The organism is Synechococcus sp. KORDI-100 (genome assembly GCF_000737535.1).
Classification (GTDB): domain Bacteria; phylum Cyanobacteriota; class Cyanobacteriia; order PCC-6307; family Cyanobiaceae; genus Parasynechococcus.
On the sequence record NZ_CP006269.1, the window covers coordinates 1,571,434 to 1,585,800 of the forward strand.

A 14,367-nucleotide genomic window follows, 5' to 3' on the forward strand; every position below is an offset into this window, starting at 1 on the left:
GAATCAGCCGATCGCGGAGAAATACTCCTTGCTTCCCTTGGGATCTTCCAACATTGTTTTATCACCAGGTGTCCAGTTGGCAGGACACACTTCATCAGGATTGGCTTCAACGTACTGGTAGGCCTGAAGAACACGAAGCGTCTCATCAACGTTGCGTCCAACAGGAGCCTTGTTGACCGTCATGTGCATGACCATCCCCTTGGGGTTGATGATGAAAAGGCCGCGATCTGCTTCTCCGTCGTCGTTGAGAACGTTGTAGGCCGCACAGATCTCTTTCTTCAGATCGGCGATGAGGGGATAGGCGATGTCTCCAATTCCGCCCTGGTTGCGAGGAGTCTGGATCCAGGCAAGGTGGCTGTACTTGCTGTCCACCGAAACAGCGAGGACTTCTGTGTTTTTTGAACTGAAATCGGCGTATCGATCGCTGAACGCCGTAATCTCCGTCGGACAGACAAATGTGAAATCCAACGGATAGAAGAAGAGGACAACATATTTGCCCCTGTACTGGGACAGGCTGATCTCCTTGAATTCCTGATCCACCACGCCGGTGGCAGTGAAATCCGGGGCCATCTGGCCCACGCGAAGGCAACCGTTTTCGGGCATGTTCTGAATGCGGTGGTAAGTCACCGGAACCGGTGAACGACTTATACGTAGTCGTACCGACTTCCAGTTCCGTCTGTCAATTTATCACGATTGGCCTCCCGCCTGCTCATACACTCAATGCAGATGTGATCGCTTATGGACTGGGCCCCAGCTCTGTTACGCAAGTTCAGTTCCACTGGTCATTTCAGACTTCTCAATCAGCTGCGGAGCGATCTGCGCAAACGTCCGCTCGATCGCGATGCCGCCAGTGGCACGTTGAAGATGCCTGGCTCTGCACGCTATTCGCGCCAATCCACCACCCGTAGCCTCCCCACCGTCGCGGAGACCACCCCTCTCAGACCGGCACAACGTGAAGACTCTTCGACAGCACAGCAACATGCACCCAGCACTTTTCGCGAACGTCTCAATGCCATCGATATGCGCTGAATGAACACACTCGACAACGACGTGATGACATCGGAGTGAAGGCACATCAATGGCTCGGGGGAGACTTGAACTCCCGACCTTGGGGTTATGAATCCCACGCTCTAACCAGCTGAGCTACCGAGCCGTGGAGGTGATCCTAGACGATGGTCGAATCGTCAGGCACGCGCAGGAAGCTTGCCCAAGGGATTGACGGCACCACCGCCGGCACGACGGATTTCGAAATGAAGGTGAGGTCCTGTACTGCGGCCAGTGCTGCCCATATTGGAGATGCGCGCGCCCTGATGAACCATCTGTCCTTTCTTGACCAGCAGCTGACTGTTGTGGGCATAACGGGTTGATTCGCCGTCCTCATGGATGATTTCAACGAGATAGCCGTAACCACTGCTCCAACCGGCGTAGGTCACAATCCCTGCCCGTGAGGCATGGATTGAGGTCCCCGTGTTGTTGGCGATGTCGATTCCTTTGTGCATACGCCCCCATCGCCATCCAAAGCCTGAAGTAAACACCCCCTTGGTGGGCCAGATGTAGGAAGGGCCTATGACCTTGTGTGGCTCCTTCACAGGGAACGAGGGCAGCTCCGGCCAACTGGCTCCACCACTGACGGAAGGACGGATGGCCAGCAGCTTCTGACCGCCAACAGCTTTGGCGACACGAACTTCACGACCCACACTCAATCGCGTGAAATCGAGGCCAGGGTTGTACAGCTTCAGCTGATCAGAGGTCAGACCATGCCGTTTGAGAAATGACGCAAGTGAGTCTCCGCGTTTGAACGCTGCCGTATCGGAGACCGGTGGTGGCGGCGTGAGAGGGGCAGACGAGGTCAGCGTGTCGGCATCGAGACCTGCAATGTTCAGGACAGCGTCTGTAACAGCCACCGGAAGACGGATCCATTCACCTGTCTTGAACGTATGGTTGGTGAGGGTATGATTGGCTTCAGCAAGCGTGCGGATTGAAATCTCGAGCTGTTCGGCGAGGGTGGCGAGTTTTGTGGGTTGAGTCGCTTTCAACCAGAACCATTCGGATGCTGTTGATTCTTCCTTGGTGGTTGCCTCGGGGAGTGGAGGAAGTTCAGAAATCTCGAATGAGCGACTGTCTGCTTGACCGGGAAGCGCCGACCACAGAGCTGCTGCAAGCAGCGGAGTCGTTGCAAAAACCAGGGTCGGGAGAGACTTCATAAAAGACGAATATTGCGATTACGTTCTGTCAAAGGACTCAATCGTACAGAAGGTAACGAGCGGAACATCCCTCCGCAAGCTTTCTTGTTGCAGTCAGGCGATTACCACAACGACAACCGCACACCTGCCGTGTAGAGAACAAGCGCGCAGGCCACGGAAAGATTGAGGCTGCGGACGCCCCCCTGGCCTTCTGCGTTGGCCGATCCAGGCATGGGAATGGTCACAATCGCGTCGCAACGCGATCGGATCGGATCTGGAAGACCCGTATCCTCCCGACCGAACAGCAGCACGTCTCCCTCCTCGAACTGGAACTCCTGAAGCGACAGACCTCCATAACGACTGCAGCCGATCAGTCGTCGTTGCTCGGGAAGCTGAAGGTTCAGTTGATCAAAATTCCGATGCACAGTCACGTCAACATGGGGCCAGTAATCGAGGCCGGCCCGCTTGAGTTGACGATCATCAAGGCTGAAACCGAGTGGTTCGATCAGGGACAGTGGTGTCCTGAAGGCAGCACAGGTTCTCGCCACATTGCCGGTGTTCGGTGGAATCCTCGGCTCAAACAAGGCGACGCGCAGAGCCGCAGCTGCCAGGGTTTGGTTCATGGAACAGGGCATCCAAGGGCTTGAAGATCGATGGCCCGGCCCTGGATCACCAGCCAGCTCTTGTCGGAATGGCGCTGGATTCTCTCGGAAAGTTGACCAAGACGATCGCGAAACATGCCGCCGACTTTGGTGGGCGGTACAACACCCCAGCCGGTTTCCTCCGCGACCAGGACACGGCGCTGCGGCATCGACAGCAACTGTTTGAGAAAAGCATGTGCCTGTCCATGCCACTGCTGGTCGGTTTGATCGAGATGCCAGGCGACGAAGCCACCCAAGGCATCAATCAGAACCGATTGTTCCGGACCGATTGTTGCCAGGGCTCCACAGAGATCAGCGCCGGATTCGATCAGCTGCCAGTGCTTCGGTCGACGTTGCCGATGCAGGGCCAATCGTTGTTGCCAGGCGTTGTCGTCGGGTCGTTGTGCAGACGTGGCCACATAGGTCACGTGAGCGTCGTTGCAGAGAAGAGATTCCGCCCAGCGACTCTTGCCCCCACGACTTGGACCACAGACCAGGATCAGAGGAGAACTGGGATTGGACGTTTCAACCTCCCCCATTCATCCCCTTCAGCGTGGCAACGGACGACGGAGAAACGCGGTTGAGATAACGGAAAATCCAGTATTTGAAAATCGTCGCCAAAATCACTGGGAAGGTGGCGATGAACAAGAGGATGAAATTCTCCTGCGCTGGCACACCGAAATGATGGGCAATTCCGTCTAACAACACCGTCCAACCTTCAGGGCTGTGATACCCAACAAAAATGTCAGTGAATAAAATGATGGCAAAGGCTTTGGCTGAGTCGCTCAGCCCATAAATCGCTTCATCGAGAAATCCGCGCAGAACGCGTAACTCATCCCGACTGAAAATACAGACAATAATGAAGGCCAGTAGAGCCGATAAGTCTGCAAGGACATTCTTCATCGCATGCAAGCTCTCTTCTTCAGCTTGTCGATTGAGATCATCAGCTTTTTGACTTAATTCATCACGCAGCTCCTGGGTCGTAGGTGGGTCATTGCCACGCAATAATGCTTGGAATTCCAGTTCCTGCTTGTAGATAGTTAGTTGTTTAACAGCCTCATCCTGAAGAGCATCTTTTGAGTAACTGATCACGCCTAACTTTGGAGAGAAGTGGTCCACTGCCGGCGAAATCAGATACGTCCTTGAAACCTGCTGAACTAGCAGTGGAACCAGGATCAGCAGCAGCAGAACTCTCAGAGAGATCAGCGTTGAATCACGTCGCCGACGAAAACCAGCAACAAGCGTTTCTTCAGAGGTTGGATCCAGCTGACGGCGAACAGAATCAAAGACTCCGAGAAGCGATCGGGGGAGCGGATCAGGGCTGCGACTGATGCTGGTGCGGCTGGAACTTCGACCATTGGCGTAGCGATCGACCACCGCTTCGATCAGTTGCAGTTGGCGCAATTCCTGGGTATCAAGCTGTCCGCGATTGCCGCTGAGGGTCTCGCGTGACGAGCGACAGATGGACAACGCCGTTCGAAAGCGTCGCAACACCGTGGCTTGCACCGAGCGGGGAACCGAAAGTTCAAGTTCCGGTCGGATCGGGCGATCGCCGTAGTACTCGAGCTCGAGACTCTGGATCAGCAGCGCCGACTCGTAACCACGCTCTAGGTCGTTGGTGAGGTCAAATGCCTGACTGCGTGCGAAGAATCCGATCCAGTTACGACGGCTCATCGTGGTGAATGGGTCAGCGAGAGAAGACCCACCAGGTGGCCATGGGGATGATGGTGCCCAAAACGAGCAACACAACAATCCAGGTTGTGGCGTTGCTGCTTTCCGTTTCCTCCTGGGTTGGAATATTGGTAGGCAGCGTGGTCCGAACGATCTCTTCTGGCGGACCTGGATCCTCTCCGCCATTGAGCACGACGGACAGTCTCGTCAATCCATCGATTGACGCCTGGCGGTATCGATCGCCTTCTCGCAGCGGAATCGCCATGGTGGTTCGTCCTGTGCTGGTGAGCAGGGTCTCCGGTAACTGAGGCTGCAAGGTTTCATCAGCAAGCACCGCTGCCCTCTTGTTCTGGGTCTCGATCATGAGCAGCAGAAGGGGGTTTGACGGTTTGGTATCACTGGTCCAACGAGAGATCAGATCCCGCCCCAAGCCATCCAGTGTGATGCCGTAATCCAGTCGTCTCAACGTGATCAGACGGGCATCAACACGATCACTGCCGAATTCCTCCAGGCGTTTCTCAAGTTCGGAACGACTTGCACGGCTCAGCACATCGGCATCATCGAGAACGTGGTCAACAGGTCGATCGAGTGGAAAGTCTGCAGGCGAAATGGCAAAGGCCGGAAGGGAGGGGACACCAAACACAAGAACAACGACCGCAAAGCAGGTCAGAATTGCTTCGAGGGTTCTCCGCTTCATCCGGTTCGGAACGATCTATGGCTCCAGTCTGCCGCTAGTCGCCAAGACTGTCGCGGTTGAGTGCCTCGATCGCTCGCACGATCATGCTGGCTTCACCGTTGGGTAGGTCGAGAGATGCCGCCAAACGCTGCAAAAACGTCTTTTCGTCTTCCGTGACGGTTCTGTCGGCATGGACGAGATGGGCGGCAACCGCAAGAGCTGACTCCTTCTGCACGACGTTGAGCAATGGCAAGGCCCGATCGATCAGGCCATCAACGCCGTGCTCCCGCATGATTGTCAGCAGCTGGTCAAACAGCTTGCCCATCTCCGCCTCGCTGCTGTTGCAGTAGAGGGATCGATATTCGAGTTGACGGCGCAGGGCATGGGCCTCATCACGACCCAGGGTTCCATCACAGGCCACAGCAGCCAGCGCAACAGCTGCAAAAGCTTCTCGGTCAGTCATGGTCTCAGCGTCCCTGTCGTTATTTGAGCAGGCATGGGATTACTTGTCAGATCCCTGTTTTGAGGAACGTTGGTCATTGTTTCCTCAGTCGTTGATGCACTGAAGAGCTCTCATTCAAAGCGGCAACACCTTGCTCGTCTGAAGTCCACTGAGCACCAGTCGCGTGGCCTCATCGGCATTCACCCAGCGGATGCAGCCGTCATCACAATCGGCCACCTGAAACAGAGATAGTGCTATGGGGTCTCTCGCATTGCCTTCACAGAACACAACCCAACCCATCCACCACTCCGGTTCCGAGACGCCTGGCTTCTCTGAATCAGGTTGAACGAGCACCAGATCACCAGGTTTGAAACTCAAAAACGGCAAGCACCTGGCCATTTCGCTTCGTGCGGCAGTACAGCTGTTCTAGTCCGCTAAGCGGATGATGGCATCAGTAGGTCTGCTCAATCGGGGCCGCGCTTGCGGTGGAGACCATTGCCTGGGTGACGGGAGCTGCAGGCAGGACGGCATCAGGTGGGAATGAGAATCCGGCTGCAACCTTGCATCTGACAGTCGCTGTGATGTTCGGACATGACGCTGACCAGAGTGTTTGCTTGAGACCCTCTCTTGATTCAAGTTCCGGGGAACTCGACAAGCCATCGAGTTCGTCTTCTGCAGCAGGGGGTCAGCGTGCCGTGCCGTGTTCCAAGACGAGACATAAAAAAGCGACTGATGAGACATCAGCCGCGCAAGTCTGTTAAGACAACGACAATCAATCGTCTGCGTCTTCGGAAGCTCCTTCAGGGATCAAGCGGATGGCTTTTTTACCCAGCTTGATCTGGAAATTGTCGCCAGGCTTGAGGTCCAGCATGGCGGTGTAAGCCTTGCCGATCAGCAGGTTTCCATTTCCCTGGACAGTTGCCACATAGCTCAGCTTGCGTCCGCCTTTGCCAACACCTGCTGTACCACCGGTGGCGAGACTCACACCCTTGGCTTCAAGGAGAGCTTCGTAAAAGGCAGTGAAGTTTAAGCGCTCGCCACCGTCTTTCTTGCTGGAGACGTAGCCGCAAGCCTTCACAAGGTCTGATTTGGAGACATCACCAAGCTCCTTCACTTTGTCCAGCAGGTCTGAACCGGTCAGCATGATTTTTGCTTAAAAACAACTATCTAATGATGCATTCAAAAAAACACATCGTCAATACGTAGGGCACATCATCGTTGAATGATCCACTGATGTGAACACTTGATCGCGATTGGATCAGGAGATGGTCTGGAAGGCCATAACTGGATTTCTTTTCTCGTGCGAACCTCGAGGTGCATGACAACATTATTCTTGATCGTGACGTTCTGATCCAACCAGCTTCGGATGCCCGGACCAGCCCGTTCAGTTCTTGCTCTTGGCCTGATCTTTCTTTTGCTTGGGTTGCTGAATGCTGCCCTGGCAACAACCGTTTCCCCCGAACTGCAACGGGCTGAAGTTCTCAACGGATTTGCGGCTGTTGCACTGATGCTCGTGGCAGCCCTGTGGACTCGAGCGGATCCAAAAACTGCCGAACGAGTGGTTCTTCCAGGCGAACAGGGTCTGGTGCTGTCTGACGACCTGACTGAGCCACAACGTCAGGAACTGGCCTGGGGGAGTCAGATGCTGCTGACGGCAACTCCTGCTTCAACGCTGCTTGTGCATTGGAATGGGTCTGTGATTCTGAGGCGAGGCCTTCTGGGTTCGGGTGATTTTCAACCCGGGACCATCAGTCGCAGGGCGATGGAACGGGAGACTGTCGTCTCACTTGTGAACACAACACTGTTTCCTGGTCGCACGGAGTTTGATCCTGTCCTGGAGAAGTTACCCGCTGTCATCGTTTGCCCGCTGGGAGGCAATGGTGTCGTCATTTTGGGTGGATGGTCCGTGCGTTGTTTCAGTCAGTCCGATGAACGTTGGTTACAGGGATGGGCGCAACGACTCAAAAGCTCACTGCTGGAGACGATGAATCAGACGAACGTTTCTGATCGTCCGAGCCTGAATTCGAATCCTGATCCAACTTGATTGTGGACTTCACCCGTTCACCATCTCGACCAAAACGCACCGATCCACCGTCACCAAGTTGGCCTTCAAGGCGTTCAGCTGTTGTGGTCTGTTCGAGCTTGTCTCGTTTCAATTCCACGGCTCCATCCGCAATGACCACATCGGTCCGCCAGTTCCAACTGCAGCGTCGCGCGGATAACCCTTGTTCAGGCTGCTGAAGACGACAGTTGGCAGGAATGATCACTGTGTTGCTGCGTTCATCCACGACAAAACCGGAGCCGGTCGCTGACCCTTTCTCGAAAACAGCCTGGAAGGGTTCACTGCTTTTGAGTTGCTTGGACTGGTAGTTCCAGCGTGTGGCTCCAGCGTTCACCTCACCCTTGCCGTTCGGAATCTTGAGCGTGACCGGAGCGATCAGGTCGATGTATTGATCCTGCGTGTTTCCTACCAGGCGGGCAGCCGTGAGTGTCCGTCCCTCGGTCTGTTCCGCACGGACGGGACCTGCTGCCACCAAGGTTCCATCACTGAGGTTCCAGGTTCCCTCGGCTGTGGTCACAACGGTCTGTGGCTGTTCGTACTCGCTGCGCTGTCGATCCCAACGCTGCAGGGTTGTTGGTCCCTGGAACCGCAGGGTGTCGCGATCCTGTTGGAACACGATCTGACGCACTGTCAGCCGTGATTCAGCATCCTCCGCTCTGGGACGCTGGTCGATCACCATTCTCGACTGAGATGGCCTCCACTTCAACCGATCTCCGCTGATCAACAGCTTGCGTTGATCGAGCTGCTGAAGACGGACCTGACCTTCCAGAACCACCAGATCGCCATCGTTGAGAACAGTCGCAAGTTCAGCGCTGATGCGGTATGAGGGTTTGTTGTTTCTGTAAAGAATGCCGCTTGGACCGAGGGCGCGAACCGTGCGACTGCTGAGGTCGTACCGGGCCTCCGGGCTGGTCAGATCCCAGTCTTTCGTTCCATCCGGGCGGCGCTGATTGAGATTCAGTGAACGGAAGACGAAGGGTCGCGATTCCTCCGTCACAATCGCAAGCGGTTGTCGACAACCGAGCAGGGATATCGCCGCGATGGCTGATGTGGTCCATGCCAGGACGCAGCGCATTGGAGGCGGTAGATGGCTCAGAGCGGTTCCTCCAGTTCGAGGCGTTGCATCACCGGATTCGGTTTGGGAAGCACGCTGCCTGATGTGAGACCACCCCAGCGCAGCTGATCCTTCCATGGGCCGTTCACGGCATCGATGCCCAGCTGGGCAAGGATCCTGGCGCTGAGTTCCGGCAGAAGCGGACTGAGAAGGACACCAACAACGCGGGCAGCTTCGAGAACCACATAAAGATCGTTGGCGACGACATCGTCCTGTCCGGGTTGTTTCATCCGGCTCCAGGGCGCCGTGTCGTTGAGATGGCCATTGGCCGCGATCGCGAGCTGGAGGATGGCTTCGGCGCCGGCTTTGAACGACAGTTCCGGCATTCTGCTGAGCACAATGCTGACCGTACGGCTGGCCTGCTGGGCGAGGGGATGCTCCGGGCCTGCATCTGACCCTGCCGGTGGGACAGCATCGTCAAACCACTTTCGAGCCATCGACGAGGTTCGGTTCAGCAGGTTGCCGATGGTGTTGGCCAGGTCATTATTGACCAGATCAACGAACCGTTGCTGCTGAAAATCACCGTCATCGCCGAACTGAATATCGCGCAGCAGATACCAACGAACGGCGTCCGTCCCGCATCGTTCCAGCAGCACTTCAGGATCCAGAACATTGCCGAGAGACTTCCCCATTTTCTGACCCTCCCGGGTCAGAAAGCCATGGCCGAAAACACGATCCGGCAAAGGAAGCCCGGCTGACATGAGCATCGCGGGCCAGTAAACGGCATGAAAACGAAGAATGTCCTTGCCGATCACATGGACGGACGCCGGCCAGCCCGCTTGATTCAGCCGGTTGAGGTCAATGCTGTGGCCGTCATCCAGCAGAGCGCTCAGGTAACCGAGCAGGGCGTCGAACCACACGTAGAAGGTATGGCCGGGCTGGCCTGGAACCGGAAGACCCCACGAGACGTTTGAACGCGAGATCGAAAAATCCCGCAGACCCTGCTGAACAAAATTCCTGACCTCCTGGCGACGGCTGGCGGGGGCAATGAAATCGTCTCTGGCGACGAGTTCTTCGATCTGCTCCTGATAACGGGAAAGACGGAAGAACAGGTTCTCCTCATCTCTCCATTCCAGCGGGCGCTGATGAATGGGGCAGTGGGGTTCCATCGCGTCGGCGGGATCGTCTTTGTATTCCTCACAGCCAACGCAGTACCAGCCGGTCTGCCTGCCGGTGATCACATCTCCAGAGGCTTTGACACGCCCGTAGAACTGCTCCACCAGCTGCAGATGCCGCGGAGCTGTCGTGCGGATGAAACGATCCTGGGAGATGTCCCAGCGTTGCCAGAGGTCCCGGTAACGAGCACTGATTTCGTCGCAGTGCAGCTGGGGACTGACCCCCCGTGCTTCGGCCGTCCGTTGAATTTTCTGACCATGCTCATCCACCCCTGTGACGAACAGAACGCCATTGTCCTGATGCCTCTGGAACCGTGCCAGCGCGTCACAGGCAATCGTGGTGTACGTGCTGCCGAGGTGAGGACGATCGTTGACGTAATAGAGCGGAGTTGTGAGGGTGTAGTTCATCTTGAAGGGCAGGAACTCCGCGGCTTCGCTGCGACGCTGGATCCTAACGACCACCTTTCAGCCCGATCGATGGACCCTGGCAGCTGTCTTGGTGCCTGCACGGCAACCCCCCGTTTCGAGGTCTTGCGTCGGTCCAACGATGGCGATGGGCCCGGGGTGAGCGCTTTGTCGCGTGTGGAGGTTCGACACCCGATCGTTGATGGCGATCCTGAACAGGCGGAGAGACACCAATGAGGCCGAAGAGCTGCAAGGACTGGGATGTTGTGGTCTGGGGTGGTGGAACCGGTGGTGTGGCTGCCGCCGTCCAGGCCGCCCGCGCTGGCGTCAGGACTCTGTTGTTGACACCAGCCGGCTGGCTTGGAGGGATGCTGAGTGCCGCTGGCGTCAGTGCTCCGGATGGCCATGAATTGTCCTGCTGGCAGACAGGCTTCTGGGGAGCTCTCTTGAGAGATCTCGAAGGCAGCCTTGCAGAGGGGCTGGACCACAACTGGGTGAGCTGCTTCGGGTTCCGCCCATCACAGGCGGAGGCGATTCTGCAGCGATGGGTGTCGGAGGAGTCGCGTCTCCATTGGTGGTCTGATGTTGACCTGCTGGAGCTGGAGCGCCGTGCCGATCGCATTGTTTCGCTCACTGTCGCGCGTCGGACTGTTCCGCATCGGGATGAATCCACCCGACTGGTGCCCAGGATTGTGATCGACGGGAGCGATCTCGGCGATTTGATGGCGGCTGCCGACGCCCCCTTCCGTTTCGGCTGGGAACCGGACACGCTCTGGTCGGAACCGAGTGCTCCAAGTTCGGAACGTCTCGCGCGGGAGCCGTTCTTCCGAGAGCAGCCGATTCAATCCCCAACCTGGGTGGTGATGGGCCAACTCGCGGCGGGCCCTGGGCCAGACACGCCGCTTGTGCCTCCCGAGCCCCCCTTTCAACGCTGCCTGGAGTCCTGTGGTCTGCGGCGCACGCTCACCTACGGACGACTTCCAGGGGGACTGGTGATGCTGAACTGGCCTCTCCATGGGAACGACTGGCATCAGGGTCTCGATCGCTGCATCAGCAGCGATCGACGTGAACGGCAGGATCTGGCCGCTGAGATGCAGGCTCACAGTCTTCGCTTCCTTCAGACCCTTTGTGTCAGCAGCGACGGATGGCTTCAGGCGGGGCACGCCTTCCCGGGCCGGGATCCCTGCCTGGCGCTGATGCCCTACTGGCGTGAAGGGCGTCGACTGGTCGGCCGCAACGTCGTCACGGAAAACGATCTCCTTCCGGTGGGGCCCAACCAGTCCCATGGCCCTCTACCGATGGATGTCCATGGTCGTTGCACCAGCATCGCTGTGGGGACCTATGCCAACGACCATCACTACCCTGGAGAGGACTGGCCACTGGCTCCGAAGAGCATCCCCTGGGGAGGCCGCTGGACCGGAACACCCTTCTGCATTCCCTACGGCGCTCTGCTGGGGGAATCCGTGTCCAACCTGCTGATGGCTGATAAAGCGTTCAGCGTCAGCCACATGGCCAATGGCGCCACCAGGCTGCAGCCTTTGATCCTCAACATCGGGCAAGCCGCCGGTATGGCGGCGGCACTGTCGCTCCAGCACCAGTGCTCTCCCCTTGAACTGCCGGTCCAGGACCTGCAGAGCGCCCTTCTGAACGACCCCATCGCACCGGCTGCTGTGATGCCGATCTGGACCATCCCCGTCTGGCACGACGCGTGGAGGAGTTCACAACACGAGGCCCTGCACGATCCCACCAGCATGGAAACGGCTTCCATGCAGGCGGTTCCAGCCTCCGACGCAGCACCGCTGCAGGAATCAGCCATTCAGGTCCAGGGGACCTTTCTGGCGAACTCGGAATCCGACTGGCAGCTGCAGACCTCGCAGAGGCCTCGACAGCTGATGACTCTCGAGCCGGGTGTCCGGAACCTCCTCACCCAGTGCAACAACGGCACTCAGGTTTCCGTCGTTGCTGCTGAGAACCCCTGGGGCCCCTGGTTGAGAGTTCTCAGGGCCACGATCATCTGATCAGCATCGCGCTTTCGCTGTCTTCAGGAACGATGATTTCAAGGGACATCGATTGACCCGGCACCGGGTCCTCAACCTCAAGGCGCCCGACGATGCCCATGGCCAGATCGTTGACATGCACCAACGCCAGATGGTCCTGTTGCCTCAACCAGCGGAGGAATTGCAGGCCCCATCTCTGACCGGCATGGGAGGCGAACCAAATCCGCTGCCAGTGTCGCTGATCCTCACGGCTGATCTGAACGGCCTGGCGCATCGGCTGCTCGAGCTCATTGATGGCATCAGCGAGTTGGTCGTTGGTAAGCGGTGTCTGATCTTCAAGACTGGCGATCAGCTGTCGGTGGACCAACAGATCTGAATAGCGACGGATCGGTGATGTGGCCTGGACGTAGGCCTCAAGCCCAAGGCTGAAGTGGGGCAGGGGAGTCGTGCCTTGCACGCCACGGCTGAGGCAGCGCTGCACGGCCGCATCACGGGCCGGTCCATCGGGGATCCGCTCAAGCTCCGTCTTGACGGGCAGCTCTGCCCTGGCCTGACTGCGGAATGGCAGCGGAACCTGCTCAGCCTTGCCGATGCTGGCGACCACAGCTCCCATCAGCAGCATGGCCTCACTCACCATCCGCCGTGAAGCGGAGGAGTCGATCACCTGCAGCTCCAGCTGACCGTCATGACGCCGGAAGCGTCCTTCCGGCCGATCGAAACCCACGGCACCTTGCCCATGACGCCAATGTGAACGTTGCTGGAGCAGGGTCGCCATCCGCGCCAAACCCTCATCTCCAGGAGGAGCCAGTTCGATCAGTTCGTCGGCATCCTCATAATTCAGGCGATAGCGGGGCTGAACCCAGCTTCGGGTGAGCCGGTGTTGTGCGATCGACCCATCAGGGTTGAGCAAGACGCCAACGCTCAACGCTGCACAACGCTTGCCCGAGCGCAGACTCAACACATCGGCCGCCAATGGCAGTGGCAGCATCGGCTGGCAGCCATCTGCCAGGTAGAGACTGGTCGCCCGGCGGCGAGCCTCCTGATCCAGGGGAGACCCCGGAGCGATCAGTCGCGCCGGATCCGCGATGTGAATCCAGATCCAGTCACCGTCCGCCCCTGGCTCAAGTGACACTGCGTCATCAATTTCACGGGTGGTGATGTCATCAACGGTGTATGTCGTCAGAGCTGTGAGGTCTGCACGGTGTTCGTCACCGGGACAGGGTTCTTCGGCTTTCGCGATCAGTTGTTCTGCCGCCTCGATCTGATCCTGTGAGAAGCCGCCGGACCAGGCACTGCCTCGCAGGCCAAGGGGTCGATCAGGATCCAGCAGCTGGCGCGTGTAAAGCCAGCTGCGGATGTCCGATCGCTCTGAAGCGATCTTCAGCAGCCGGAGGGTGTCCTCCAGCCCGGGCACTGATGCCAGCGACATCGTGTTGTCACAGGCAAAATCAAGCAGTTGGTCCAGCCGTTCGGTCCAGCGTTTGGACAGGGCTGATCGCTCCTGATCTGACAGTGGTGAGGCGCGAAGCAGCCGTTCAAGGCCCTGTTGCTCAATCCTGGCCTGCTGTCGGTCGCGATGTCTGGCTTGTCGTTGACGACGGATCTCATCGCGACTGCGGGTCTGCAGATCGCGGTCCCGCCGAAGCCTGAACCAGGGCTGCGGTCCATGCAGCCAGTGCCAGACAGAGCCGAGTTCGATCAGCCCAACGTCGGCGAAAAGCAGTTCAGCAAGCTCCGCGACGGAAAGGCGAGGGAGGCGGTCGGAGTCCGTGCAATCAGGCTCGTCAGACATCAGCAGCCACCAGGCCGCTGCACTGTCCCGAGCTGTCGGCACGACCGACGTCGTCGTGTCCCGGTCTGGCAAGGGAGCCCGGGTCTGCGATTCGGTTAGCCCTTGAAGGCAGGTGATCTCCCGATTCGGAAGGTCAAGATCCTGGCGTGGAGGTGCGAGGGCGACTACCGCACGCGTTCCCTTCACGGCTTTCACCCGTCCGATCAAAGGTTGCCCTTTGTGGAGCACGCCAACGATGGACTCGGGCTTGATCTCAGGTTTACGTTGTC

General features: G+C 57.8%; 16 protein-coding genes and 1 tRNA gene. 4 read left to right on the top strand and 13 right to left on the bottom strand.

Annotated features, from left to right (window positions below; genetic code table 11):
- Positions 1–3: 3 nt before the first annotated feature.
- Complete coding sequence (locus KR100_RS07945) at positions 4–603, bottom strand: peroxiredoxin (RefSeq protein ID WP_038544628.1); 600 nt, start codon at positions 601–603, stop codon at positions 4–6.
- Positions 604–738: 135 nt separating this feature from the next.
- Here KR100_RS07945 and KR100_RS07950 point away from each other — a divergent pair, with 135 nt between their 5' ends.
- Entirely contained in the window at positions 739–1,029 is a 291-nt protein-coding gene (locus KR100_RS07950) for a hypothetical protein (protein ID WP_038544632.1), read from the top strand.
- A 50-nt stretch (positions 1,030–1,079) separates the two neighbouring features.
- Here the strand turns inward: KR100_RS07950 and KR100_RS07955 are convergent.
- The 9 genes from KR100_RS07955 to KR100_RS07995 all read right to left on the bottom strand — a co-directional run bounded on the left by KR100_RS07955 (position 1,080) and on the right by KR100_RS07995 (position 6,757).
- A tRNA-Met gene (locus tag KR100_RS07955) sits at positions 1,080–1,153 on the bottom strand.
- Between the two features lie 31 nt (positions 1,154–1,184).
- Positions 1,185–2,204, bottom strand: a complete 1,020-nt coding sequence (locus KR100_RS07960; RefSeq protein ID WP_038544634.1) for a M23 family metallopeptidase — start codon at positions 2,202–2,204, stop codon at positions 1,185–1,187.
- Positions 2,205–2,305: 101 nt separating this feature from the next.
- Complete coding sequence (locus KR100_RS07965; RefSeq protein ID WP_038544636.1) at positions 2,306–2,806, bottom strand: tRNA (cytidine(34)-2'-O)-methyltransferase; 501 nt, start codon at positions 2,804–2,806, stop codon at positions 2,306–2,308.
- Positions 2,803–3,363, bottom strand: coding sequence for a bifunctional adenosylcobinamide kinase/adenosylcobinamide-phosphate guanylyltransferase (locus KR100_RS07970; RefSeq protein WP_038544638.1), 561 nt, complete (start codon positions 3,361–3,363; stop codon positions 2,803–2,805). Before KR100_RS07970 ends, KR100_RS07965 begins: the two co-directional genes overlap by 4 nt.
- On the bottom strand, positions 3,350–4,498 hold the full coding sequence (pxcA, locus tag KR100_RS07975) for a proton extrusion protein PcxA (RefSeq protein WP_038544640.1): 1,149 nt from the start codon (positions 4,496–4,498) through the stop codon (positions 3,350–3,352). The genes KR100_RS07970 and pxcA overlap by 14 nt, the downstream gene beginning before the upstream one ends.
- Before the next feature lie 13 nt (positions 4,499–4,511).
- The gene (gene psb32, locus KR100_RS07980; RefSeq protein ID WP_038544642.1) at positions 4,512–5,192 is read right to left on the bottom strand and encodes a photosystem II repair protein Psb32; all 681 of its coding nucleotides are present in this window, start codon (positions 5,190–5,192) and stop codon (positions 4,512–4,514) included.
- 34 nt (positions 5,193–5,226) lie between these two features.
- Complete coding sequence (locus tag KR100_RS07985) at positions 5,227–5,634, bottom strand: tellurite resistance TerB family protein (RefSeq protein WP_038544645.1); 408 nt, start codon at positions 5,632–5,634, stop codon at positions 5,227–5,229.
- 114 nt (positions 5,635–5,748) lie between these two features.
- Complete coding sequence (locus KR100_RS07990) at positions 5,749–6,012, bottom strand: DUF3104 domain-containing protein (protein ID WP_038544647.1); 264 nt, start codon at positions 6,010–6,012, stop codon at positions 5,749–5,751.
- Positions 6,013–6,385: 373 nt separating this feature from the next.
- Entirely contained in the window at positions 6,386–6,757 is a 372-nt protein-coding gene (locus tag KR100_RS07995; RefSeq protein ID WP_038544649.1) for an AbrB family transcriptional regulator, read from the bottom strand.
- 222 nt (positions 6,758–6,979) lie between these two features.
- Here KR100_RS07995 and KR100_RS15000 point away from each other — a divergent pair, with 222 nt between their 5' ends.
- Positions 6,980–7,657, top strand: coding sequence for a cofactor assembly of complex C subunit B (locus KR100_RS15000; RefSeq protein WP_038544651.1), 678 nt, complete (start codon positions 6,980–6,982; stop codon positions 7,655–7,657).
- Here the strand turns inward: KR100_RS15000 and lptC are convergent.
- Both lptC and metG read right to left on the bottom strand, forming a co-directional pair.
- Entirely contained in the window at positions 7,575–8,750 is a 1,176-nt protein-coding gene (gene lptC, locus KR100_RS08005) for an LPS export ABC transporter periplasmic protein LptC (RefSeq protein ID WP_038544653.1), read from the bottom strand. The two genes, KR100_RS15000 and lptC, sit on opposite strands and share 83 nt — an antisense overlap.
- A 17-nt stretch (positions 8,751–8,767) precedes the next feature.
- Positions 8,768–10,312, bottom strand: a complete 1,545-nt coding sequence (gene metG, locus KR100_RS08010; protein ID WP_038548346.1) for a methionine--tRNA ligase — start codon at positions 10,310–10,312, stop codon at positions 8,768–8,770.
- Between the two features lie 69 nt (positions 10,313–10,381).
- On the opposite strand from metG, the gene KR100_RS15850 reads away from it, so the two are divergent.
- A complete protein-coding gene (locus KR100_RS15850; RefSeq protein WP_156097979.1) occupies positions 10,382–10,546 on the top strand; it encodes a hypothetical protein in 165 nt (54 codons plus the stop codon).
- Positions 10,543–12,327 carry an FAD-dependent oxidoreductase gene (locus tag KR100_RS08015; RefSeq protein ID WP_038544655.1) on the top strand — a complete coding sequence of 595 codons (1,785 nt, stop codon included), beginning with the start codon at positions 10,543–10,545 and terminating at the stop codon, positions 12,325–12,327. Before KR100_RS15850 ends, KR100_RS08015 begins: the two co-directional genes overlap by 4 nt.
- On the opposite strand, the gene KR100_RS08020 is transcribed toward KR100_RS08015, so the two are convergent.
- Positions 12,320–14,326, bottom strand: a complete 2,007-nt coding sequence (locus KR100_RS08020; RefSeq protein WP_239420292.1) for a ribonuclease catalytic domain-containing protein — start codon at positions 14,324–14,326, stop codon at positions 12,320–12,322. The genes KR100_RS08015 and KR100_RS08020 overlap by 8 nt on opposite strands.
- Between the last annotated feature and the right edge of the window lie 41 nt (positions 14,327–14,367).

Coding starts and splice junctions, on each gene's coding strand:
- psb32 (WP_038544642.1), bottom strand. CDS start 5,192: ATGAAGCGGAGAACCCTCGAAGCAATTCTGACCTGCTTTGCGGTCGTT.
- lptC (WP_038544653.1), bottom strand. CDS start 8,750: ATGCGCTGCGTCCTGGCATGGACCACATCAGCCATCGCGGCGATATCC.
- KR100_RS07945 (WP_038544628.1), bottom strand. CDS start 603: ATGCCCGAAAACGGTTGCCTTCGCGTGGGCCAGATGGCCCCGGATTTC.
- KR100_RS07995 (WP_038544649.1), bottom strand. CDS start 6,757: ATGCTGACCGGTTCAGACCTGCTGGACAAAGTGAAGGAGCTTGGTGAT.
- KR100_RS08015 (WP_038544655.1), top strand. CDS start 10,543: ATGAGGCCGAAGAGCTGCAAGGACTGGGATGTTGTGGTCTGGGGTGGT.
- KR100_RS07985 (WP_038544645.1), bottom strand. CDS start 5,634: ATGACTGACCGAGAAGCTTTTGCAGCTGTTGCGCTGGCTGCTGTGGCC.
- KR100_RS07965 (WP_038544636.1), bottom strand. CDS start 2,806: ATGAACCAAACCCTGGCAGCTGCGGCTCTGCGCGTCGCCTTGTTTGAG.
- metG (WP_038548346.1), bottom strand. CDS start 10,312: ATGAACTACACCCTCACAACTCCGCTCTATTACGTCAACGATCGTCCT.
- KR100_RS15000 (WP_038544651.1), top strand. CDS start 6,980: ATGCCCGGACCAGCCCGTTCAGTTCTTGCTCTTGGCCTGATCTTTCTT.
- KR100_RS15850 (WP_156097979.1), top strand. CDS start 10,382: ATGGACCCTGGCAGCTGTCTTGGTGCCTGCACGGCAACCCCCCGTTTC.
- KR100_RS07970 (WP_038544638.1), bottom strand. CDS start 3,363: ATGGGGGAGGTTGAAACGTCCAATCCCAGTTCTCCTCTGATCCTGGTC.
- pxcA (WP_038544640.1), bottom strand. CDS start 4,498: ATGAGCCGTCGTAACTGGATCGGATTCTTCGCACGCAGTCAGGCATTT.
- KR100_RS07950 (WP_038544632.1), top strand. CDS start 739: ATGGACTGGGCCCCAGCTCTGTTACGCAAGTTCAGTTCCACTGGTCAT.
- KR100_RS07960 (WP_038544634.1), bottom strand. CDS start 2,204: ATGAAGTCTCTCCCGACCCTGGTTTTTGCAACGACTCCGCTGCTTGCA.
- KR100_RS07990 (WP_038544647.1), bottom strand. CDS start 6,012: ATGGCCAGGTGCTTGCCGTTTTTGAGTTTCAAACCTGGTGATCTGGTG.